Raw genomic sequence first — 22650 nt, 5'->3', positions numbered from 1 at the left:
CGCAGGAAGCGCTGACGCGGCTCCGCCCGGCGCAAACCACGCTGACGACATGCGCCCCCGGCGCGAGCACGCTTACGTAAACCGCCCGACGCAGGAAGCGCTGACGCGGCTCCGCCCGGCGCAAACCACGCTGACGACATGCGCCCCCGGCGCGAGCACGCTTACGTAAACCGCCCGACGCAGGAAGCGCTGACGCGGCTCCGCCCGGCGCAAACCAGGCTGACGACATGCGCGCGGCGCGAGCCTCGCTTACATAAATCGCCGGGCGCAGGAGGTGCTGACGCAGGCGCGCCTGGCGCGAGGCTGCGCTGGCGTGAGGCGCGCAGCGTAGGCCCGTTGACGACATGCGCACGGCGTGAGGCCGTGGGTGGGGACGGCCTGCGGTTAGCTGCGGTTGCGGGCGTAGACGTTTTCGACGAAGCGGGCCAGCTGCTCCTCCGGCAGGTGCTGGGCCAGGTCGGCTTCGCTGATCATGCCGACCAGGCGCTTGTTCTCGATGACGGGGACACGGCGGATCTGGTGGCGCTCCATCATCCGGACGACCGCGTCGGCGTCGTCGGTGGCGCTGACCATGTGCAGCCGGTCCTGGCCGAACTCGCCGGCCTTCACCTTCGCGGGGTCCTTGCCGGAGGCCACGCATCCCACGACGATGTCGCGGTCGGTGATGATGCCGTGGAGCTTGTCGTCGTTGCCGCAGATGGGCAGCGAGCCGACATCGAGTTCGCGCATCTTCTGGGCGGCGTCGACGAGGCTCTCGTCCTCGCTGACGCACTCGGCGCCCGGATGCATGATCTCCCGTGCCGTGGTCATGAATCCCCCTCGTTGAGATCTCCTTGTTGACCGAACGATTCCCCCCGGCGCGGATCGCTAGGGCAAGGGCCGCGTCACGGAATGCTCTATTCGGGCAAAGTCTGGCAAGTCACCGATCAGGCGTAAAACCGGTCATGCGGGCGGCTGCCTGAAGGCCGCTCTGCGTGGCGCTGCGCATCTGGTCGCAGGCGCGCCTCCTGAGGCGTTTCGCGGTCAGCATTCCGGGTGTGGTGGCAGGGGTGGTCGGTACAGTCGGTCCGGTGGTGGCCGAGGCCGCGATGCCGGACCGACGGGAGAAGGGACGATGACGCACGACGCGATGGAACGCCTGCGCGGTGGCGCCGAGCCCCGCAACCACAACGCCCGGACGATCGCCGCGTTGACCGCCAATCCCGGGTGCGCCCGGCGCGGCGTCATGGACGCCGCGGGTGTGGACAAGGACGCGGTCGCGCGTCGGCTGGGGTTTCCCGCTCCGTTCGGCCAGTCGCAGTTCGCCATCACGCGCGGCAACGCGTTCGAGGCTCAGGTGAAGGCCGATGGTTGCGCGCAGCTGCTCGACCTGCTCCGGGACCGCGTCGACGTGCCCCAGGTCGCCTACGACGACCTCGAAGGCGGGGATGAGAGCCGCGAGCTGCGGCACGCGCGCACGCGGCGGCTGCTCGAACGGGCTCTCAGCAGCGGGGAGGGCATGTTGTTCGACCATCCGCTGCTGCGCCTCGACATCGCCGGGCAGCCCGCCTATCTGGAGCCCGACGTCATCGCCTTCCAGCTGCGGGGCCGCTTCCACATCATCGAGATCAAGTCGTTCGCCGTGATCGACGGGCAGGCCGAGCCGGAGCAGGTCGCGGCCGCCGCCCGCCAGTCCGCGGTGTACGTCCTCGCGCTGCGCCGCCTGGTCGTGGAGCTGGGCGAGCCGGCCGAACGCGTGTCGCACGAGGTCTTCCTCGTCTGCCCCGAGAACTTCTCCAACCGGCCCGTCGCGACGCCGCTCGACGTGCGACCCCAGCTTGCGGTGCTCGAACGCCAGCTGGCCCGGCTCGCCAGTGTCGAGCAGATCATCGGCGGCCTTCCCGACGACCTGACGTTCGCGCTGGAGACCGGGGAGCTGCCGGACGCCGTCCGTACGGTCGAGGCCCGCTACGCGCCCGAGTGCATGGCCAGCTGCGAGATGGCGTTCTTCTGCCGGGACGAGGCGCGCGCGTGCGGCGCCACCGGCGTGCTGGGCAAGGCGGTCCGCGACGACTTCGGCGGGGTCGACTCGGTCGCCACCGCGCTCGCGCTCGCCGATGGTTCGCTCGCGCCGCCGCCCGAGCTCGCCGAGACGGCCGAACGGCTTCGTACCGCCGCGCGCCTGCGCCGGGAGGCCCTCACCGCACCGGTGAGCGCATGAGCGTGCTCTCGTCGCTGGCGCGGCTGGAGGCCGTGGCGACCGGCCGCGCCCAGCCGCTCGCCACCGTGCGGCACTGTCATCTCGCCGCGGAGCCGCTGGTCATGGTGCCGCTCAAGCTCGCCGGCGAGGCGGCGGCGCCGCTCGCGGTCATGCTCGGCACCGAACGTGCCGAGCCGGTGCTGCTGGTGGTGCCGCAGCCGCGCAACCGTGACCTGCGGTTCGCGTTCGCCACCGACCTGGCCAAGCTCGTCTTGGAGTACGTCGAGTCGAGCCGGGGCGCGATCGAGGAGCTGAAACCGGGCAAGGACGGCGAGGAACGCGTCCGGTACGGGGACGCGCCGCAGATCCTGGTGCCCAACCGCGCCGGGGTCGGGTTCGTGCGGATGCTCGGGCGTTCGACGCGGTTCCGGCGCACCGACGGGCCGCACCCGGTGGATCCCGCCGTGCCGAGGCTCGGCCGCTGGCTGACGTGGTTCGCCGACCGGCACGACAAGCCGGGCGCGTGCCTGCTGATGACGATGACCGAGACGCTGCGGCTGCATTGGGCCACCGGCCAGAGCTCGCTGGAGGACGGCAGTCTGGCCGCGCTGCTCGGCTGGATCGATCCGCTGGACGGGCTGGACGGGCCCGCGGCCGCCGCGCGCGCCGAAGACCCGGCGACCTGCCCGCCCGCGGGACCCGCCACCGACCCCACGTTCGACAACGAGGTGCTCGCTCCCGCGATCGCCGCCTACGACCAGGCGCGCGACGACCGCGCGGAGGAACGTGTCCGCTCGGTCCTGGACGGCCAGCTCAGGCCGACGTGGGACCTGATGTGGGACGCGGTCGGGCTGCTGCGGGCGCTGCCGGAGGGCGCGAGCGTCGCGGCCCGCTGGGAACGCGACCGCGACTCGTTCACCTGGTACCACTCGACGTTCGACGACGGCCATCCGCAGGCCCGCCGCGACCCCGCCGTCCGTGCCGCGCGCCGCCTGCACGACCTCGAACGCGCGCAGGACGCCTACGACGCGCAGCGGGCGTTCGACGATCCGCTGGTCATGGCGGAGTACCGGCTGTCGGGCCAAGCGTTCGGCGGCGTCGTCACCGAGAGCGACCCGGCCCGGCTGGACGAGTCGGGCAGGCGTCCCAAGCTCCGTCCCCACGTCCGCGTCGCGACCGGCGACCCGCTCCAGCTGGACGTCGGCACGACCGTGTGCGACGCCGCCCGGCCCGCACTCAAGGGAAAGATCATCGAGATCGACGGGAACGGCGGCGTGCTGCTGGAGCTGACCGGCGGCATGGGCCGCAAGCTTGTGCCCGAGCCTGGCGTCGTGCCGGAGCCCGGTGACCGGGTGTGCTTCACCTCGCTCGGCGCCGGGTCGTGGGGCGCGGCGAAGTTCCCCGAACGGGAGGACACGCCGTGGACGCACGGCGGGCCGCCCGAGGAGTACGTGCCGACGGACGAGGACGCGGCGGAGGAGTGGTCGTGACCGATACGGCGGAGACGCCGTCCACGGCCGCGAACCGGGTCGTCGGCGACGTGCTCGCCGACCTGCACGGCGGCCACCGCGGCGTGGTCGTCGACTCGCCGCCGGGCGCGGGCAAGTCCACGCTGGTGGTCCGCGCCGCCGCGCACCTGGCCGCGGCCGGTGAACGCCTGATGGTCGTGGCGCAGACCAACGAGCAGGTCGACGACCTGATCGAACGGATCGCGATCAAGCACCCGGACGTGAGCATCGGCCGCCTGTCGGCCTCGGCCTACGTGCCGTCCGGACGCGTGACGGCCCACACGTCGGTGCGCGTCGCGACGAAGGCCGACGATCTCGCCGACCGTACGGTCGTCATCGGCACCGCGGCCAAGTGGGCGACGCTCGGCGAGGGCTCGTGGCCGTGGGCGATCGTGGACGAGGCGTACCAGATGCGCTCGGACATGTTGCTGCGCATCGCGGGCCGCTTCGAACGGGCGCTGTTCGTGGGCGACCCGGGCCAGCTCGACCCGTTCTCCACGGTCGAGGTCGAACGCTGGGCCGGGCTGTCCTGGGACCCGATGCGCAGTGCCGTCTCGGTGCTGCTCGCGCACAACCCCGATCTGCCGGTGCACCGGCTGCCGGTGTCGTGGCGGCTTCCGGCCTCGGCGGCTCCGGTGGTGTCGAACGCGTTCTATCCGTTCACCGGGTTCCGTTCGGGCACCGGGCCGGGCGACCGCCGGCTGGAGTTCGGTGCGGGCGGCATGGGCACGACCTACGACCGCGCGCTGGACGAGGCCGCCGCGACCGGCTGGGCCCTCTACGAGCTGCCCGCCAGGCATGCGCTCCGCACCGACGGCGAGGCGATCCAGTCGACTGCGGCGCTCGCCGTACGGCTGCTGCAGCGCGGCGGAGTCGCCCACTCGGAGCTCGGCACGTCCCCGGTGGGCGCCGACCGCATCGCCATCGGCGCCGCCCACCGCGACCAGGTCACGGCCATCCGCGCCGCGCTCGGGGAGCACGGCAAGGGCATCACGGTGGACACGGCCAACCGGCTGCAAGGACGCGAATACGACGTGACGGTCGTCCTGCATCCGCTCTCCGGCCGCCGCGACGCGACCGCGTTCCACCTGGAGTCAGGACGGTTGTGCGTTCTCACGTCCAGGCACCGCCACGCGTGCGTCGTCGTCGCGCGCGCCGGGATACCCGAGCTGCTGGACGCGCACCCGTCGGCCGAGCCGGTGCGCCTCGGCGTGCCGGTCACGTTCCCGGACGGCTGGGAGGCCAACCAGTCCGTCCTCGCGCACCTGGCCCAGCATCGCGTCCGTTCGCACCACTGAGCCACTGCCCACGCCTAGGCGCGGCCCGCGGTGGCGGCCCAGCGGCCGTTGGCCCGGGTGATCGTCACCGGATGGTCGAAGCAGGCGCTGACCAGCTCCGTGGTGAGGACCTCGTCGGCCGGCCCGGCGGCCAGCACGGCGCCGTCGCGGAGCAGCAGCGCGTGGCTCGTGCTGGCGGGCAGCTCTTCGAGGTGATGGGTCACCAGGACGGTGGTCAGCGCGGGACGGCTCTGCCTGATCTCGTCGATGCTCGCCAGCAGCCGTTCGCGGGCGGCGAGGTCGAGGCCGGTCGCGGGCTCGTCCATGAGCAGCAGCCGCGGTTCCGGCATGAGCGCGCGGGCGATCAGGGTCCGGCCGCGTTCCCCCTGGGAGAGGTTCGGCCAGCGCGCATCGGTGATCCGGGCGAGCCCCATGAGCTCGATCAGCTCGTCGGCGCGGCGCAGCTCGTCGCCGGTGGGCGTCCAGCGGGGCACGAGCTCGATCGTGCCGGTCGCGCCCGTGAGGACGATCTCCCGTACGGTGCGCGCCGACTCCAGCGGATGGCGCGGGTTGACCTGCCCGATCAGGGCGCGCACGTCGTGCACGTTCACCCTGCCGAGCCGATGGCCGAAGATCTCCGCCGTCCCGCGCGTCGGATGGGTGTAGGCGCCGAGGATGCCGAGCAGCGTGCTCTTGCCCGCGCCGTTGGGACCGAGCAGCGCCCAGTGCTCCCCGGCGAGCACCGTCATCGAGACCCGGTCGAGCAGGAGCCGCCGGTCGCGGACGAGATCCACCTTGTCGGCGTTAAGGACCAGGTCGGTCCGGGCAGGGATGAGGGACAACGGGGCCTCCCGTTCGGAACTGGCACTGGCACCGGAACGCGGAATGATCTTCACGCTAGCGGAACTTTGACCACCGGGATGTCCAGCATGTGCCTATCTTTACCACCTGGAGCGTCCCGTCCCGCGAGAGCCGGGTACGAGGCGGGCCCGCTGCCGGATACTGTGAGATCCGGTGCCACAGCGATCACCGGAGGGGGCATGGAGGACATCGGCTTCATGTGCGCCCGCTGCGGCGGTGAGGTGCACGACGTCACGCACAACCGGGAGGGCACGCTGGACGGGGTGGGCTACCGCCACAACCAGCGGGTGGAGCCCTGGGACCACGAGCTGGAGCTCGCGGTCGGCGCCGCCGCCCCGCGCGCCCAGGACTGCGACTTCTGCGGCGGGGCCGCCCCGAGCTGGCTCTACTACCCGACGCTGGACCCCGAGGACACCGACATGTTCGAGGTCGAGCTCGACACCACCCAGCTGTCCGACGACGACACGGCCGTGGCCGTGCTCAACATGCTCTACCCGTGGTACTCCTGTGACACCTGTTCGGTCCTGGTGGCCGATCGCAAGATCGAGCTGCTGATCGCACGTGCCCTGGAGCGCACCCCGGTGCCCGCCGACGGACCGGTCGACGAGGAGACCGTGCGCGCCCGCCTCAAGGGTTCGTTCTCCGTGTTCTTCACCACCCGCCCCGGCCGCCCCCAGCCGTCCCGCGCCATCTGAACCCGCCCCAACCCCGCCCCCGGACGTCACCCGCCGTGGACGTCGCTTGCCGCCAGCTCTCTCCCACCGTCGGCCCAACCCCCCGCTGGCCCAACCCCGCTGCCGGACGTCACCCGCCACCGGGCCCAGCCCCGCTGCCGGGCTCAACCCGCTGCCGGACACCACCGGCCGCCGACCCAACCCCTCCGACCGGCACTCCCCCGCCGCCAGCCCAATCCCGCCGCCGACCCAACCCGCCACCGGACGTCACCCGCGCCGGCCCTCCCCCGCCGCCCGGCCCTCCCTCGCCACCGGCCCAGCCCCGCCGCCCGGACGCCACCCGCCGCCGGCTCAACCGCGCCGCCCGGACGTCAGCCGCCGCCGGCCCTCTCCGCCGCGGACGTCACCCGCTGCGGAGGTCGCCCGCGCCTGGGGGACGCCGGTCGCAGGTGGAGCGACCCCCGGCTCGGGAATGTCCGACCGCCTCAATATGATCGATCGCGTTTTGGTCGGATTCGGGACTTCGGGGGTTGGTGTGTTCATCGAGACACGGTTCTGCGGGCCCGACGGCTCGGGCAACGGCGGCTACGTCGCGGGGCTGCTGGCCGGGCACGTCGCGGCCGACACGGTCACCGTGACGCTGCGCCTCCCGCCGCCGCTGGCCACTCCCCTGTCTGTCACGCGGGAGGACGAGCGCGGCCACAGCGTGCGGCTGTGGCACGGTGAGCTGCTGGTCGCCGAGGCGCTCGCCGGGGCGATCGTGGTGCCGCCGGTGCCGCCCGTGCCGTACGAGGCGGCGCTGGAGGCCGCGGAGAAGTTCCGGACCATCGAAAACCACCCGTTCTCCCGCTGCTTCGTGTGCGGCCCGGAGCACGGTGACGGCCTGCGGCTGGAGCCCGGCGCGGTCGGCGAGGGCCTCGTGGCCTCCCCCTGGACGGCCGCCGAGGCGGCGCCCGAGCTGGTCTGGGCGGCGCTGGACTGCCCGGGCGGCTGGGCGTTCGACCCGGCGGGCCGCCCGGCGGTGCTCGGCACGATGACCGCGCAGGTGGCCGACCTCCCGGCGCCCGGCGAACGCTGCGTCGTGATGGGGCTGGCTCGCAGCCGCGAAGGCCGCAAGCTGCACGCGGCCACGGCGGCGTACGGCGCGGACGGGCGGCTGCTGGGCCGCGCGGAGCAGATCTGGATCGAGATCGACCCGGACCGCTTCAGATCCTGAGGCCGATGTCCCGGGCAAAACAGGACATAAGTCCCAGGCGCCGGTCCCTTCTTTGCGGAAGTGCCGAAAATGTGTCGCGTGACGCCGACCCTGCGCGGCAGGATGGCTTCAATGCGTTCAGTCTGAGCACCCGCGACCAATGGAGGTCGGGCCAGATGAGCGGAAGTGGATTTCTCATTCTCGGCGTGGCGGCACTCGCGGCCTACATGGGCATCTCGTGGGAACGTGCTCGCCGGGCGATATTCGACGTGCGGGTCGGGCGGCAACGCGTCTCCAACCTGCGCCACACGGCGGTCAAGGAGCGGTTTCACGCTGTGCTGATCGTCGGCGCCTCGCTTCTGGTGATCTACATGATCGCCCGCCAGCGCTGACCGTACGGTGCCTCTGAGCTCCCCGCGAGGGCGGGGAGCTCAGGGGCCGGCGAAAAGGGGGTCTTCGCGGTCGATCATCAGGTCGTCCGGCCGGTCGGCGCGCGGAGGCGGCGGGTTGCCGCCGTTCATCGGGTTGGTCCCGGTCGCCGAAGGCTGCCCGAGGGGCTGCTGCGGCGCCGGATAAGGGCCGCTCAGCAGCGGGCCCGTCGACGACGGTTCGCCCGGCTGGGCGTAGCCGCCGGTCTGTGAACGGCTGGGCGGCGGGGCGCCCAGCGGCGACGCCGAGGTGCCGTGGAGCTGCGGCGGCGCGCCGCCGGGCATCTGCGCCGCCGGTGATGACGCGGGCGGGATGTTGGACGACAGCGTGTTGTGCGTCAGCTGGTCGATCTGGCGCCGGGCGCGGTCGGCCTCGGCACGCGCCGCGTCGCGTTCCTCGGCGAGCGCGGTGAGCGCGGCCTGCTGCTCGGCGACCGACTGGGACAGCTGGCGCAGCTGGATCGCCTGGTCGTTGACCGTGACATTGAACTCGTCGCGTTCGGCGATGGCCTGCTGGGCCAGTGCCTGTGCGGCGTCGCGTTCCTTGGCGGCCTCCTCGGCCCGGGCGGCGGCTCGCACCGCCTCGGCCTCGGCCTCCGACTGCGCGCGCAGCGCGGCCGTGCGCTCGGCCTCGGCCTTGCTGGCGGACTGCATGGCCCGCTGCCGCTGCGCCTCGGTGTCGCGCATGGCCGTGCGCAGGTCCTCGGCGCCCTGCTTGGCCACGGCCGCCTCGACGCGGTGCGACTCGGCCGCGCCCTCGGTCTCGGCGATCTTGGCGTGCAGGGTCACCATCTCGGCGCGGCTCGCCTCGAGCGCGGCGAGCAGCTCGGTCTCGCGGGCGGCGATGCGGTCGCGCTCGCTCTCGGCCGCGAGCTTGGCCGACACGGCCTGCTGCGCGATCTGGTGCGCCTCCTCCCAGGCCTGCTGGGCGGCGTCGCGCTTGGCGGTCGCGCGCTTGGCCTCCTCGCGCATGCGGGCGGCGTCCTTCTCGGCGGTCTCGGCGCGCTGCCGGGCCGTGGCCGCCTCCTGCCAGGCCTCCTCGGCCTGCCGCTGGGAGGCGTCGCGCTCGTTCTGCGCGACCGACAGCTCCCGGGCGGCCTCGGCGCGCACCTCGGCGACCCGCTTCTCGACGCCCGCGACGCTCAGCTCGGAGGTGAGCGACTCGGCGAGGAGATCGGCCGTCTTCTCCAGACGCTCGACCATCTCCCAGGCCGAGGCCACCTGGCCGGTCAGGCCGGGGGCGTCACGGCCGCGCTCGCGGCGTTCCAGCGCCTCGCGGGCGCAGGCGCCGTCGTTGTCCTGGCAGTAGCGAATCGTGCGCACGGCCCCGACCGGCTGAGGCACCGGACGGCCACAGTTGGCGCACGGCCACATCGCCACCGGGTCGCCGACGTGTGTCACCGCGGCCTCCGCCTTCGGCGCGGGCACGGCGACGTCGTTCTCCCGGTCCCCGGTCGTGGTGCCGTCGTCGGAGGTCACGACCTTCTCCCCGAGGCCATTGTCGCGCTCATCGCTGTTTGGCATGGGATGAACGATACGCACACTTACGCGTGACTGCAGAGACTTGGGGGGTATGTGAGACCCTCCGCGCGCGCGAGCAGCCGTTATCTCTGGTCCGGGGGCGACCCGCTCTTGTGGGCCCGCCACCGGTCCATCAGGCCGTCGAGCTCCTTGCGCACGAACTCGAAGAACTCCACCCCCTCGGCGAGCCGGCGCCCAGCGGGGGTGTCGAGCCCGACCACGCCCGCCCCCTCGGCCATGCTCCCGGCGTACTGGGCCAGGAGGGCGTCCCGGTCGGCCAGCGCGTCCTGCCACGCGTCGTCGCGCACCCGGAAGACGTCGCGGCGAGAGCCCGGCTCACGTTCCCGGATGGCCAGATGGAGCCGGGTGAGATAGGCGACCGCGCCGGACACCGCGGCGGGGCTGACGCTGAGCATCCGCGCCAGCTCGGCGGCCGTGAGGGCGCCCGAGTCGGTGACCATCAGCGCCACGAAGACCCGTGCGGGCATCCGCGGCCAGCCGCTCGCGGCCAGGATCGAGGCGAACCGCTCGACGAACCTCAGCACGGCCTCGTCGTCGCGCACGGACGCAGTCGGGTCGGTCACTCGGCATCATCTCCCCAGGTCGGCTGCTCCCCAGTTTATCCGATTCAGAAGATTCACGATTTCGTGAAAGTAGTGTAGGTTTTGAAGCATGAATACCGCCATCTCTGTGCGCGGCCTCGTCAAGACGTTCGGCCGCACACGCGCGCTCGATGAGCTCGACCTCACCGTCACGACCGGCGAGGTGCACGGCTTCCTGGGCCCCAACGGCGCGGGCAAGTCGACAACGATCCGCGTCCTGCTCGGGCTGCTGCGCGCCGACGCCGGCAGCGCCGAGCTCCTCGGCGGAGACCCGTGGCGGGAGGCCACCGAGCTGCACCGCCGCCTGGCCTACGTACCCGGCGACGTCACGTTGTGGCCCAACCTGACCGGCGGCGAGGTGATCGACCTGCTCGGCCGGCTGCGCGGCGGGCTGAACCGGCAGCGCCGCCAGGAGCTCCTCGAACGGTTCGAACTCGACCCGCGCAAGAAGGGCCGCGCCTACTCCAAGGGCAACCGGCAGAAGGTCGGTCTCGTCGCGGCCCTCGCGTCCGACGTCGAGCTGCTGATCCTGGACGAGCCGACCTCCGGCCTGGACCCGCTGATGGAGGAGGTCTTCCAGCAGTGCATCCAGGACGAGCGCCGCAGCGGCCGTACCGTCCTGCTCTCCAGCCACATCCTGAGCGAGGTCGAGGCGCTCTGCGACCGGGTGACGATCATCCGCAAGGGCCGCGCGGTGGAGTCGGGCACGCTCGACGAGCTGCGCCACCTGACCCGTACCTCCCTGCAAGCCGAGCTCACGAGCCCGCCGGACGGCCTGTCCACGATGCCCGGCGTGCACGACGTGGAGATCGACGGCAACAGGATCAAGCTGGAGGTCGACAGCGCCCGGCTCGACCCGGTGCTCAAGCGGCTCGTGTCGTGCGGCGTGGTGAGCCTCACCAGCCAGCCGCCGACGCTGGAGGAGCTGTTCCTGCGGCACTACGAGGACGACCTGCGGGCGAACGGGACCGGGGCCGAGGCCGCGCAGAACGGGGCCGGAGCCGCGCAGGACGGGGCCGGAGCCGCACGGGAGGCGTCTCGATGAAAGCGCTGACGGGCACCGGCGGCCTCGCCCGCCTCGCTCTCCGGCGGGACCGGGTGATGCTGCCCGTGTGGACCGCGATCTTCGTGCTGACGGCGTCGTCGACCGCCTCGTCCACCAAGGGCCTGTACCCCACGGTCGAGTCGCGGGTGAAGCTGGCCTCCAACACCAACGACACCCCGTCGCTGGTCGCGCTGTACGGCAAGGTCTACGACCCGACCTCGCTCGGCGCCGTCTCGATGCTCAAGATGAACATCTTCGGGTCGCTGCTGGCCGCGATCCTGTCGATCATCGTCGTCGTCCGGCACACCCGCCAGGAGGAGGAGAGCGGCCGCCTGGAACTGGTCGGCGCCACGGTGGTCGGGCGGCGCGCCCCGCTGACGGCGGCGCTGCTGGTGGTGCTCGGCACCAACGCGGTGATCGGCCTGCTGGCCGCGCTCGGCCTCGTCGCCGCCGGGCTCCCGGTGGCCGGTTCGTTCGCCTCGGGCCTGGCCTGGGCCAGCGTCGGCGTCGCGTTCGGCGCCATCGCCGCCGTGGTCGCCCAGCTGACCGACAGCGCCCGCACCGCCATCGGCATCTCCTCGGCGGTGCTGGGCGCGGTCTACCTGGTCCGCGCGGTCGGCGACACCTCCGATGAGAACGGGCCGCAGTGGTTGTCGTGGCTCTCCCCCATCGGCTGGGGCCAGCAGTTCCGCCCGTACGCGGGCGATCGCTGGTGGGTCGCCCTCATCACGGTCACGTTCGCCGCGGTCATGGTGGCCGTCGCCTACGCCCTGGTCGCGCGGCGCGACCTCGGCGCCGGGCTGCTCCCGGACCGGCCCGGCCCGGCGACCGCGCCGGCGAGCCTGGGCAGCCCGCTCGGCCTGGCCTGGCGGCTGCAGCGCGGCTCGGTCATCGGGTGGACGATCGGCGGCTTCGTCGGCGGCCTGCTGTTCGGCAGCATCGCCACCAACGTCGACGACATGCTGGAGAGCGACCAGGCCCGGGAGTTCATCGAGAAGCTGGGCGGCAGCACGCAGAACCTCACCGACGCCTTCCTGGCCACCGAGCTGGGCTTCGTCGCGGTGTTCGCGTCGGTGTTCGGCGTGCAGTCGGCCATGCGGCTGCGCTCGGAGGAGACCACGCAGCGGGCCGAGCCGCTGCTGGCGACCGCGACCGGGCGGATCGGCTGGACGTTCAGCCATCTGCTCATCGCGCTGCTGGGCACCGCGCTGATCCTCGTCACGGTCGGGTTCGGCGCCGGGCTCGCGTACGGCGGCGCTACTGACGACATGGGCGAGGTCGGGCGGCTCATCGGCGCCGCGCTGGTCCAGATTCCGGCCGCATGGGTCATCGTCGGGATCGTGATCGCCGCGTTCGGGCTCGTGCCGCGGTTCGTCGTCGCGGGCTGGGCCGCGCTGGTCGCGTTCCTGCTGATCGGCGAGCTCGGTCCGCTGTTCGAGCTGCCGGAGTGGCTCATGGACGTGTCGCCGTTCGCCCACTCGCCGCGCCTGCCCGGCGGCGAGCTGAGCGCCACGCCGATCGCCGGGTTGCTGGCCGTCGCCGCCGCGCTCATCGCGGTCGGCGTGTACGGGTTCCGGCGTCGCGACATCACCGGCTGATCCTGGCTATTCGCCCTATAGGCTGCCCGGATGGCCGAACTGAAGTGCACCTACTGCGGCTCGCCCGACCTCGAACCGGGCTTCATCGAGGACTCGGGCGAGTCGTCCAAGGGCTTCGCTCGCTGGATCGCCGGTCCACTGGAGCGCGGGATGCTCGGCGGCGCGAAGCGGTTCGGCAAGCAGCGCTGGCGGGTGGACGCGTTCCGGTGCCGCCAGTGCGCTCATCTGGAGCTCTTCGCCGGGGAGCTGAGCTGACTCAGCCGGCCGGGCGGTAGGGCTCGGCGAGCCAGTAGGCGGGGTCGTCGGGCGGCGGGAGGTCCGGCGTCCCGAGCAGCCGCAGCATGCGGCGGAGCTGCGGGTTGCGGTTGTCCCGGTGCCACACGACCGACCACGGAACGAGCGGCACGGGATCGACGAGCCGGATGCGGTGCAGGCCGGAGCCGGGCAGCGCCTCGATGGACGCCTCGCCGAGCGCGACCGCGCGGCCCTCGCGGCGGACCAGCTCGCTGTAGTGGCGGTGGCCGACGGCAGGCTCGACGAAGCGGATCGGAATGCCGAACCGCCGGGCCAGCCGGGTCAGGTAACCGCGGGCCTCGGTGGCGTCGCCGGGATCGGGCATCACGATCCCGGCCTCCCGCAGGTCCTGCGGCCGCATCGTGCCCCGGTCCGCGAGCGGATGCTCGACGCCGACGAAGACGTGCATCGGCTGGACGTGCGACAGCCGGTGTTCCAATTCGGGCGGCAACGGCGTGCCGAGGTCGTGGACCTGGCCGAACGCGGCGTCGATCTCGCGGCCCGCCACGGCGGGCAGCGCGACCGCGAGCCCCTGCCTCATGCTGGGCTCGATCCGCAGCTCCGGGTCGCGGTCCAGGAGCTCGCGGAGCACCCCGAGGGGGCTGAACCGCTCGTCGTAGACGTCCACCCGCAAGCGCCCGGCGCGCTCGCGCACCGACTCGACGGCCGCGTCGAACGCGGCCAGCGCGTGTTTCGCCTTCGGCAGAAGCCGGCGTCCGGCCGCGGTCAGCTCGACGCGGCGCGTGGTGCGGTCGAACAGCGACGCCCCGAGGGCCTCTTCGAGCCGCCGGATGCGCTTGGAGAGGGCCTGCTGGCTGAGGTACATCCGTTCGGCCGCCCTGCCGAAGTGCATCTCCTCGGCCGTGGCCACGAAGGCGCGCAAGCCCTGAAGATCCACGTCCATGGCCCCCAGCATCGATTCACAACCGGTGGTTGTCAAAACGGCGCCAACGGCTGTTGGACACCCGCCCTGAGCAGCGGATTTCCTGAGGTCATGACCAAAGACTCCACCCCCGTACCCTCCATCGGCGATCCGGTCTTCCAGCGGCTGCTCCAGCAGCGCATCGTCTTCCTGGGACAGGAGGTGGACGACGCCATCGCCAACCGGATCTGCGGCGAGATGCTGCTGTTGTCCGCCGAGGACCGGACGCGGGACATCCACCTCTACATCAACTCCCCCGGCGGCTCCGTCACCGCCGGGATGGCCATCTACGACGTCATGCAGTACATCCCGAACGACGTGGCGACGCTGTCGCTGGGCTTCACCGCGTCCATGGGCCAGTTCCTGCTCTGCGCGGGCGCTCCCGGCAAGCGCTTCGCCCTGCCGCACGCGCGGATCCTGATGCACCAGCCGTCCGGCGGGATCGGGGGAACGGCCTCCGACATCGCGGTCCAGGCCGAGAACATGCTGTTCACCAAGCGCACGATGCAGCGGCTGATCGCCCACCACACCGGTCAGCCCGTCGAGCGCATCGAGGCCGACTCCGACCGCGACCGCTGGTTCACCGCCGAGGAGGCCAGGGACTACGGGTTCGTGGACGAGGTCGTCGGCAGCGCGCCCCGCATCCCCGCCGAGGCGGCGGTCTGACCGGCGGGAGCACGGGTCGGCCGACCATGCTGACTACGGGGTGAGCTGGACCATCGCCTTGCGGATCCGCTTGTCCGACACCGGGTAGCGGGTGCCGAGCTGCACGGCGAAGAGGCTGACCCGCAGCTCCTCCAGCATCCAGCGGACCTGCCGGGCCGCTTCGTCGTCGCGGCGGGCCGGGTGCAGCCGTCGCAGCGTCTGCTCGTACTCCTGCTCCAGCACCGCGACCTGCTGCGACAGCTGGCGGTCGCGGTTAGGGTTCTCCGGGAGCTTGTCGAGGCGGATCTGCAGCGCGCGAAGGTAGCGCGGCAGGTCCGCCAGGCGATGCCAGCCGGTCTCGGTCACGAACCCGGGATGGACGAGCTTGCCGAGCCGTTCGCGGATGTCGGTCAGCGACGGCACGAGCGTCAGGCTGGCGGTGCCGCGCAGCCGCCGGTCGATCTCATGGGACTCGGCGAGGATGCGTTCGACCTGGGCCACGATCGCCGCGGTGGCGTCGTGCAGCCCGGCCCGTACGTGGTCGTAGAGGCGGGTGAAGGCCTCCTCGTCCCACGCCGGTCCCCCGGCCTCGGCGATCAGCCGGTCGGCGGCCGCGGTCACGCAGTCGTCGAACAGCGCGGCCACCGACCCGTGCGGATTGTGGCTGAGCGCGAGCTTGCCCTGGTTGGTGAGCCGCCCCTGGATGAGCTTGACCGGGGACGGCGCGTTCAGCAGAACGAGGCGCCGCGTGCCCAGCCACATGGCGCGGCGCTGCTCGGCCTCGGTCTCGTACATCCGCACGGCGACGCTGTCGCCCTCGTCGGTCAGCGCCGGAAAGGCCTTGACCTCGTAGCCCGCCTGCCTGCGCTCGTACGTGCGCGGCAGCTCGCCGATCGTCCACTCCCGCAGGCCCGCGCGTTCGAGACCGCCCGCCGACGCCGCCTTGGAAAGGGTGCCGCGGACCTTGCCCTTGAGCTTGCGCTTGAGAACGTCGAGGTCGAGGTCTTCGGCGAGCGTTCGCCTGCGGTCGTCCACGACGCGGAACGTCAGATGCAGGTGCGCCGGGAGCCTGGACAGATCCCAGGCCTCGCGGGCCACCGGCACGCCGCTCATCGCCGACAGCTCGCGTTCGAGGGCGTCGAGGAGCGGTTCGGTGCGCGGCGACACCCGTTCCAGAACGCGGCGCGCGAAGTCGGGGGCCGGGACGAAGTTGACGCGCAGCTGCTTGGGCAGGGAGCGGATGAGCTCGGTCACCAGCTCCGTCCGCAGCCCAGGGACCTGCCAGTCGAAGCCGTCGGGCCTGACCTGGTTGAGCACCTGCAGCGGGACGTGCACGGTGACGCCGTCGGCGTCGGTTCCCGGCTCGAACTGGTAGGTCAGGCTCAGGCGCAGCGGCCCCTGCTGCCACACGTCGGGGTAGTCGGCCTCGCTGACGTCGTCGGCGCTCTGGTTGATGAGCATCGACTTCTCGAAGCTGAGCAGGTCGGGCTCGGTGTGGCGGGCACTCTTCCACCACGAGTCGAAGTGGCGGCCGGAGACGACGTCGTCCGGTACGCGTTCGTCGTAGAACTCGAAGAGCGTCTCGTCGTCCACGAGGATGTCGCGGCGGCGGGCGCGGTGCTCCAGCTCCTCGACCTCTTCGAGAAGCGCCCGGTTGTCGCGGAAGAACCGGTGGTGGGTCTCCCAGTCGCCCTCGACCAGCGCGTGCCTGATGAACAGCTCGCGCGACAGCTTCGGATCGATGTTGCCGTAGTTGACGTTCCGCTGAGCCACGATGGGCACGCCGTAGAGCGTGACCTTCTCGTACGCGACAACCGCCGCCTGCTTCTTCGACCAGTGCGGCTCGCTGTAGGAGCGCTTGACCAGATGCCCGGCCAGCGGCTCGATCCACTCGGGCTCGATCTTGGCGTTGACGCGTCCCCAGAGCCGGGAGGTCTCGACGAGCTCGGCGGCCATCACCCAGCGCGGCGGCTTCTTGAACAGCGCCGAGCCCGGGAAGACCGCGAACTTGGCGCCGCGCGCGCCGAGGTATTCGTGGCCGCGCCGCCGCGAGTCCTTCTTGTCGTCCTTCTTGTCGGTGTCCATCAGGCCGATGTGCGACAGCAGGCCCGCCAGCAGCGAGATGTGCACGCGGTCGGGCGGCGCGTCGGCGCTGTTGACGCCGACGCCCAGCGACTTGGCGACCTGCCGCAGCTGGCTGTGCAGGTCCTGCCATTCGCGTACGCGGAGGAAATGCAGGAACTCGTTCTTGCACATCCGCCGGAACGCGCTGCCCGACAGCTCGCGCTGCTGCTCGCGCAGGTAGTTCCAGAGGTTGAGATAGGCCAGGAAGTCCGACGTCGGGTCGGCGAAGCGGCGGTGCTTCTCGTCGGCGGCCTGCTGGTGCTCGGCGGGCCGCTCGCGCGGGTCCTGGATCGACAGCGCGGCCGCGATGACCAGGACCTCGCGCACGCAGCCGTTCTTGTCGGCCTCCAGCACCATCCGCGCCAGCCGCGGGTCGACCGGCAGCTGCGCCAGCCGGCGGCCCAGCGGGGTGAGGCGCTTGCGCGGGTCGGACTCGGCCGGGTCGATGGCGCCGAGCTCGTGGAGCAGGTCGACGCCGGCCTTGACGTTGCGCCGGTCCGGCGGCTCGACGAACGGGAACGCGGCGATGTCACCGAGCCCGAGGGAGGTCATCTGCAGGATGACCGAGGCCAGGTTGGTCCGCAGGATCTCCGGGTCGGTGAACTCGGGCCGGGACTCGAAGTCCTCCTCGGAGTAGAGCCGGATGCAGATGCCTTCGGACACACGGCCGCAACGGCCCTTGCGCTGGTTGGCGGACGCCTGTGAGATCGCCTCGATGGGCAGCCGCTGCACCTTGAGCCGGTGGCTGTAGCGGGAGATGCGCGCCGTGCCCGGGTCGACGACGTACTTGATGCCCGGAACGGTGAGCGAGGTCTCGGCGACGTTGGTCGCCAGCACGACCCGGCGGCCGCGGTGGGCCTGGAAGACCCGGTGCTGCTCGGCCGCCGAGAGGCGGGCGTAGAGCGGCAGGATCTCGGTGGCCTGGCCCTTGCGTCCCTGGAAGTGCTTCTGGAGCGCGTCGGCCGTGTCGCGGATCTCGCGTTCGCCGCTCAGGAAGACCAGGACGTCGCCGGGCGCCTCCAGCGCGAGCTCGTCCACCGCGTCCAGGATCGCCTGGAGCTGGTCGCGGTCGGGGTCGGCCTTCGGGTCTTCGGGGTCGATGACCGGGCGGTACCGGACCTCCACCGGATAGGTGCGCCCGGACACCTCGACGATCGGCGCACCGTCGAAGTGCTCGGAGAACCGCTCCGGGTCGATGGTCGCGGACGTGATGATGATCTTGAGGTCGGGGCGGCGGGGCAGGATCTCCTTGAGATAGCCCAGCAGGAAGTCGATGTTGAGGCTGCGCTCGTGCGCCTCGTCGATGATCAGCGTGTCGTACTGGCGCAGCAGCCGGTCGGTCTGGATCTCGGCGAGCAGGATGCCGTCGGTCATCAGCTTGACGAGCGTGTCGTCGCTGGAATGGTCGGTGAACCTGACCTTGTAGCCGACGGCCTCGCCGAGCGGCGTCCCGAGCTCCTCGGCGATCCGGTCGGCGACCGTGCGCGCCGCCAGCCGCCGCGGCTGGGTGTGGCCGATCCCACCATGGATGCCGCGGCCCAGTTCCAGACAGATCTTGGGCAGCTGCGTGGTCTTGCCGGAGCCGGTCTCACCCGCGACGATCACGACCTGGTGGTCGCGGACGGCGGCCAGCAGGTCGTCGCGCTTCTGGCTGACCGGCAGCTCGGGCGGATAGGTGATCGCGGGCATGGCCGCGCGCCGCCGCGCCACCCGCCGCTCGGCGGCCTCGACCTCGGCGGCGATCTCGCCAGTGATCTTGTCCCGCCGCTTGGCGTCGCGCGTCTTCTGGGCGCCGTCGATACGACGGCGCAACCGATGCCGGTCTCGCAGCATCAGCTCGGGCAGGCGCGCGCGCAGGTCGGCGAGCGGCGATTTCACAGGCGTCCTCATACGTTCGTCAAGGATATGGCTCCGGGCCGCTTGGCACCGTAGCCGCCCAGGCCGCGCCCAGGCGATCCATTTTCCCGGGGGTCCGGTCGATCGGGAACGACCGTACGACGACCCTGGCGGCGGCCCTTTGTGTCCAACATCTGCCATTGCGGGCGAATTCCTGGCCCTGATACCACCGGCCCCTCAGCTGACCTGCGGTGATCCAGAATCGAACACGGCAGACGTGACAGGTCTGATGCCTTGAAAGGACTCCCCGAAACCCAGCGGATCCTTCATGATTGGCGACCATGGAGACTCCGCGTGCGGCTGGGCGCTACCGGATCGACAAGCTCCTCGGATCCGGCGGCTTCGCCGCCGTCTGGCTCGGCCACGACGCCGAGCTGGAGGCCCCGGTCGCGATCAAGATCCTGGCCGACCACTGGGCCCAGCGCGAGGACGTCCGGGAACGCTTCGTGCGGGAGGCCCGGCTGCTGCGCTCGGTCGACTCGCACCGGCTCGTCCAGGTCTTCGACATCGGCGAGCTGCCGGACGGCCGGCCCTACTTCGTGATGAGCTACGCCGACCGCGGCACGCTGGAGGAGCTGCTCGCCGCCGGTCCGCTGCCGCTGAACGACGCGCTCAACCTGGCCCGCGAGGTCGCCCGCGGCGTGGAGGCGCTGCACGCCCGCGGCATCGTGCACCGCGACCTCAAGCCGTCCAACGTGCTGATCCGGTCGACCGACGGCGCCGACCGGATCATGATTTCGGACCTCGGCATCGCCCGGACCGACGACCGGCTGTCCAGCCTGACGCTGCCCGCCGGGTCGCCGGGTTACATGGCCCCCGAGCAGGGGCAGATCGACGGTGCCCCCGACAGGCGTTCCGACGTGTACGGGCTGGGCGCCCTCACCTATCACATGCTCACCGGGGAGCCGCCCGCGGAGGGGAAGCGGCTGCCGAGCGAGCTGCGGCCGACCGTGCCGCACAACATCGACATCGTCGTGGAGCGCGCGCTCGACCCGGAGCGGGAGCGCCGCTGGGTCTCGGCCGCCGACTTCGCCCAGGCCCTGTCCCAGACGCTCGGCAAGGTCGACACCGATCCGCTGCCCCACACCCGCCCGGCCCAGAAGCGGCGCGCGGCCCGCCGAAACCGCCTGCTCTGGGCGGCCGGGGGCGTGGTGGCCGCGCTCATGCTCGCCACCGGCGGGACCGTGTGGGCCCTCGCCGGAGACGACGAGCGCGCGAAGCGGGCCGACTCCGCGCCCAAGAAGGAGCACGGCGAGTCCATGGGCGATCCGAACGGACGGTGGCTCCGTACCGACCGCGGCATCCCGGTGCAGTACCGGCGCCTGATCGTGCGCGCGGGCACGTGGTGCGAGATCAAGGGAATGAGCCCGGCCCTGATCGCCGCCATGCTCAAGGCCGAGAGCGACTTCAACCCCTACCTCTCGGACCCGAAGGCCGACGAGTACGGCATCGCCCGGTGGACGCCCACGGTGCTGATGTACTGGCAGCCGGGCGGGTCCAACAACCCCGCGCCGCGGCCCGCCGACATCACCCCGGAGCTGTCCATCCCGGCGATGGGCCGGTTCCTGTGCTCGCTCGGCCGCCAGATCCAGGACGTGCCGGGCGACCCGGCGCTCAACCTGGCGGGGCTCTATCGCACGAGCGTCGACAAGGTGAAGAAGGCCCGCGGCGTGCCTCCCGCGTACAGGCCGTACGCCCAGAAGGTCGCCCAGTACCTCAAGGAATACCGTCCGAGCTGAGCGGCCTGCCGGTCAGCGACGTGGGTTCGCCGCCGGTCATCGGCGTGCTTCCTTGGGAACGCGCGGCACCAGGCGGAGCGCCAGCCCGGGACACATGGCGACGGCCCGCCGGGCGTCCGGTTCGAGCGCCGCCGGGATCGGCTCGGCGGGGATCACGGGATAGCCGTACTCGTCCATCCGTACGGTGCCGCGCAGAAGGCCGGCGCAGAGCCCGTGCCCGTCGCAGCGGCTCCAGTCGACCTCCAGCCGCAGCTGCGCGTCGGTCTCGGCGGGCAGGACGCCCAGCACGGGACGCCCGCAGCCGCCGTGCGCCACATGGTCGGCGGCGTCGGCCTCGAAGACCTCCAGCGCGGTGAGGACGAACCGCGACACCCCGTCGGGGTGGGCGCAGGCGCCGCGCCTGACCACCATCCGGGCCGCCCGGCGGACCCGTTCCAGCGCGGCCGCCGCGTCCTGCCCGCCCGCCAGCGCGGCGAGCGCCCCGGCGACGTCGGGCAGGCCGAGCCGGCAGGGCCCGCACTGCCCCGCCGACTCGGCGGCCAGATAGCGGGCGACCCGCGCGACCTCGCCGAGCGGGCAGGTGCCCCGGCCGATCGGCATGACGATGCCCGCGCCGAGCGTCCCGCCCGCCTCCCGCAGGCTCGCCCGTGACGCCTGCGTGCGGGTGGCGGTGTCGCCGCTGAGCCACGCGCCGTGGTAGCCGCCGACGAGCACGCCCTCGCCCGCCCGGCTGCCGCACAGGTCCAGCAGATGGGCCAGCGGTGCCCCCGCCGGTGTCTCCACGACCGCCGGGAACCGGGCCGACCCGGTCACGGTCAGCAGGACGGTGCCCGGTTCCTCCGGGATGCCGACCTTCCCGTACGCGCCCGGCCCGAGTCCGGCGAGAACGGCGAGCTGCGCGTAGGTCTCCGCGTTCGACAGCAGCGTCGGGAGCCCGTCGACGCCCCGGGTGGAGGTGCGGCCCTTGCGGCCGGGTGGGATGGGACGGCGTCCGTTGATGCCGCGAACCAGCGCCCCGCTCTCACCCGTGATGAACCGTTCCGGCAGCCGGACGACCCGGGCACGCCCGTCCAGCTCCCGTTCCCGGATCGCGAGCTCCACCGAGGCGGCGGCCTCCTCGTCGGTCACCGCGACCACGATCTCGCGCGCGCCGAGCGCCGTGGCGGCCAGCGCCGCGCCGTCCAGGATCACGTGCGGCGCGCGGCGGAGCAGCACCTTGTCCTTGGCGCTGCCGGGTTCTCCCTCGGTGCCGTTGACGACCACGACGGTGCGTTTGCGGCGGCGCGCGGCGCTGGCTACGACGGCCCGCAGCTTGGTGGCGAACGGGAAGCCCGCCCCTCCCCGGCCGCACAGCCTGCCCGCCTCGGCGAGTGCGATCAGTCCGTCGGAGCCGATCATCCGCGGGTCGGGGTGCAGGCGCCGGTGCGTCTCCCAGTCGACACGGCCGCCGCCTTCCAGTCCGCGGGTGAGCCGGCCGGGGCCGATCTGCCGCACGGCGAGCCCGGTCACGATCCCCTCCCCGCCCGCCGCCGGAGGAATGGCCGTGCGATCAGGGCCAGCGCCACCGCTCCCAGGCAGAGCGCGTAGGCCGTCTTCACGAAGGGGGCGGCTTCCCGGCCCGCCGTCAGGCCGTGCCAGATGCCCATCGGCCACGCGACGTAGGCGCTGAGGTGCAGGAGCCGCCACGCCCACGGCCTGCCGGTGAGCGCGAACCGCCCCCGCGCGATGCCGCTCGCGACCGCCACGAGCAGCAGATAGAACGCGACCGTGCCCAGCGCGAACGTCACCGAGGACGAGAACGGGACGAACGCCTCCGCGATCCCCACCCGATGCCGCGACAGTTGCGTGGCCAGATGCGCCGCCAGCATCGCGACGGCGGCGAAGGCCAGTGCCCGGTGCACGGCCTGCGCGTGCACCCGGTGCGCCGGGGCGAGGATCGTACGATCCGTCGCGAGCACCCCGACCATGACCGCCAGCGAGAGGGTGACCAGCGCGAAGACCCCGCAGTAGAAATCGAGGAACCGTCCCAGCGCCCGGGCGGCGGGACCGGCCCGGCCCATGCTGATCGCCATGCCGAGCAGCGCGAAGGCCGCCGCCCCCGGAGTGAGCATCACGGCCGGCCGGAGCGGAATCCGTACCCTC

General features: G+C 72.3%; 19 protein-coding genes. 11 read left to right on the top strand and 8 right to left on the bottom strand.

Going from position 1 to position 22650, the window contains the following annotated elements; genetic code table 11:
• Positions 1-384: 384 nt before the first annotated feature.
• Positions 385-810, bottom strand: a complete 426-nt coding sequence (locus tag ABD333_RS07025) for a CBS domain-containing protein (RefSeq protein WP_344538748.1) — start codon at positions 808-810, stop codon at positions 385-387.
• Positions 811-1114: 304 nt separating this feature from the next.
• On the opposite strand from ABD333_RS07025, the gene ABD333_RS07020 reads away from it, so the two are divergent.
• The 3 genes from ABD333_RS07020 to ABD333_RS07010 are packed head-to-tail and all read left to right on the top strand — an operon-like array spanning position 1115 to position 4985.
• On the top strand, positions 1115-2200 hold the full coding sequence (locus ABD333_RS07020; RefSeq protein ID WP_344538746.1) for a hypothetical protein: 1086 nt from the start codon (positions 1115-1117) through the stop codon (positions 2198-2200).
• Positions 2197-3669, top strand: coding sequence for a hypothetical protein (locus tag ABD333_RS07015; protein ID WP_344538744.1), 1473 nt, complete (start codon positions 2197-2199; stop codon positions 3667-3669). The genes ABD333_RS07020 and ABD333_RS07015 overlap by 4 nt, the downstream gene beginning before the upstream one ends.
• Positions 3666-4985 (top strand): AAA domain-containing protein, encoded by a 1320-nt coding sequence (locus ABD333_RS07010; RefSeq protein ID WP_344538742.1) that lies wholly within the window; start codon positions 3666-3668, stop codon positions 4983-4985. Before ABD333_RS07015 ends, ABD333_RS07010 begins: the two co-directional genes overlap by 4 nt.
• Positions 4986-4999: 14 nt before the next feature.
• Here ABD333_RS07010 and ABD333_RS07005 read toward each other — a convergent pair whose 3' ends face one another.
• Positions 5000-5806 carry an ABC transporter ATP-binding protein gene (locus ABD333_RS07005; protein ID WP_410558634.1) on the bottom strand — a complete coding sequence of 269 codons (807 nt, stop codon included), beginning with the start codon at positions 5804-5806 and terminating at the stop codon, positions 5000-5002.
• Between the two features lie 198 nt (positions 5807-6004).
• Here ABD333_RS07005 and ABD333_RS07000 point away from each other — a divergent pair, with 198 nt between their 5' ends.
• The 3 genes from ABD333_RS07000 (at position 6005) to ABD333_RS06990 (ending at position 8086) form a co-directional block, all read left to right on the top strand.
• Entirely contained in the window at positions 6005-6520 is a 516-nt protein-coding gene (locus ABD333_RS07000; protein WP_344538740.1) for a hypothetical protein, read from the top strand.
• A gap of 514 nt (positions 6521-7034) precedes the next feature.
• Entirely contained in the window at positions 7035-7715 is a 681-nt protein-coding gene (locus ABD333_RS06995) for a hypothetical protein (protein WP_344538738.1), read from the top strand.
• A 71-nt stretch (positions 7716-7786) separates the two neighbouring features.
• Entirely contained in the window at positions 7787-8086 is a 300-nt protein-coding gene (locus ABD333_RS06990; RefSeq protein WP_344538736.1) for a hypothetical protein, read from the top strand.
• Positions 8087-8125: 39 nt separating this feature from the next.
• Here ABD333_RS06990 and ABD333_RS06985 read toward each other — a convergent pair whose 3' ends face one another.
• Positions 8126-9646, bottom strand: coding sequence for a coiled-coil domain-containing protein (locus ABD333_RS06985; protein WP_344538734.1), 1521 nt, complete (start codon positions 9644-9646; stop codon positions 8126-8128).
• A gap of 80 nt (positions 9647-9726) precedes the next feature.
• The gene (locus ABD333_RS06980) at positions 9727-10227 is read right to left on the bottom strand and encodes a GbsR/MarR family transcriptional regulator (protein ID WP_344538732.1); all 501 of its coding nucleotides are present in this window, start codon (positions 10225-10227) and stop codon (positions 9727-9729) included.
• 88 nt (positions 10228-10315) lie between these two features.
• Here ABD333_RS06980 and ABD333_RS06975 point away from each other — a divergent pair, with 88 nt between their 5' ends.
• Genes ABD333_RS06975 through ABD333_RS06965 form a run of 3 tightly spaced genes read left to right on the top strand, consistent with a single transcriptional unit; the run spans position 10316 to position 13143 of the window.
• Complete coding sequence (locus tag ABD333_RS06975; protein ID WP_344538730.1) at positions 10316-11290, top strand: ABC transporter ATP-binding protein; 975 nt, start codon at positions 10316-10318, stop codon at positions 11288-11290.
• The gene (locus ABD333_RS06970) at positions 11287-12888 is read left to right on the top strand and encodes an ABC transporter permease (RefSeq protein WP_344538728.1); all 1602 of its coding nucleotides are present in this window, start codon (positions 11287-11289) and stop codon (positions 12886-12888) included. Before ABD333_RS06975 ends, ABD333_RS06970 begins: the two co-directional genes overlap by 4 nt.
• A gap of 30 nt (positions 12889-12918) precedes the next feature.
• The gene (locus ABD333_RS06965) at positions 12919-13143 is read left to right on the top strand and encodes a hypothetical protein (RefSeq protein WP_344538727.1); all 225 of its coding nucleotides are present in this window, start codon (positions 12919-12921) and stop codon (positions 13141-13143) included.
• Position 13144: 1 nt separating this feature from the next.
• Here the strand turns inward: ABD333_RS06965 and ABD333_RS06960 are convergent, their stop codons facing one another.
• Entirely contained in the window at positions 13145-14086 is a 942-nt protein-coding gene (locus ABD333_RS06960) for a LysR family transcriptional regulator (RefSeq protein WP_344538725.1), read from the bottom strand.
• Positions 14087-14176: 90 nt separating this feature from the next.
• Here ABD333_RS06960 and ABD333_RS06955 point away from each other — a divergent pair, with 90 nt between their 5' ends.
• Positions 14177-14770 carry an ATP-dependent Clp protease proteolytic subunit gene (locus tag ABD333_RS06955; protein WP_344538724.1) on the top strand — a complete coding sequence of 198 codons (594 nt, stop codon included), beginning with the start codon at positions 14177-14179 and terminating at the stop codon, positions 14768-14770.
• A 33-nt stretch (positions 14771-14803) separates the two neighbouring features.
• Here the strand turns inward: ABD333_RS06955 and hrpA are convergent, their stop codons facing one another.
• Positions 14804-18763 (bottom strand): ATP-dependent RNA helicase HrpA, encoded by a 3960-nt coding sequence (hrpA, locus tag ABD333_RS06950; RefSeq protein WP_344538722.1) that lies wholly within the window; start codon positions 18761-18763, stop codon positions 14804-14806.
• 287 nt (positions 18764-19050) lie between these two features.
• On the opposite strand from hrpA, the gene ABD333_RS06945 reads away from it, so the two are divergent.
• Positions 19051-20508, top strand: a complete 1458-nt coding sequence (locus tag ABD333_RS06945) for a serine/threonine-protein kinase (RefSeq protein WP_344538720.1) — start codon at positions 19051-19053, stop codon at positions 20506-20508.
• A 36-nt stretch (positions 20509-20544) separates the two neighbouring features.
• Here the strand turns inward: ABD333_RS06945 and ABD333_RS06940 are convergent, their stop codons facing one another.
• The gene (locus tag ABD333_RS06940) at positions 20545-22017 is read right to left on the bottom strand and encodes an NADH-ubiquinone oxidoreductase-F iron-sulfur binding region domain-containing protein (protein WP_344538719.1); all 1473 of its coding nucleotides are present in this window, start codon (positions 22015-22017) and stop codon (positions 20545-20547) included.
• Positions 22014-22622, bottom strand: coding sequence for a hypothetical protein (locus ABD333_RS06935; protein WP_344538718.1), 609 nt, complete (start codon positions 22620-22622; stop codon positions 22014-22016). Before ABD333_RS06935 ends, ABD333_RS06940 begins: the two co-directional genes overlap by 4 nt.
• Positions 22623-22650: the final 28 nt, after the last annotated feature.

Source organism: Actinomadura fulvescens, from assembly GCF_039533225.1.
In the GTDB taxonomy this organism is placed as follows: domain Bacteria; phylum Actinomycetota; class Actinomycetes; order Streptosporangiales; family Streptosporangiaceae; genus Spirillospora; species Spirillospora fulvescens.
The sequence above is the reverse complement of the archived record's forward strand: the minus strand, read 5'-3'. Positions and strand labels throughout refer to the sequence as shown.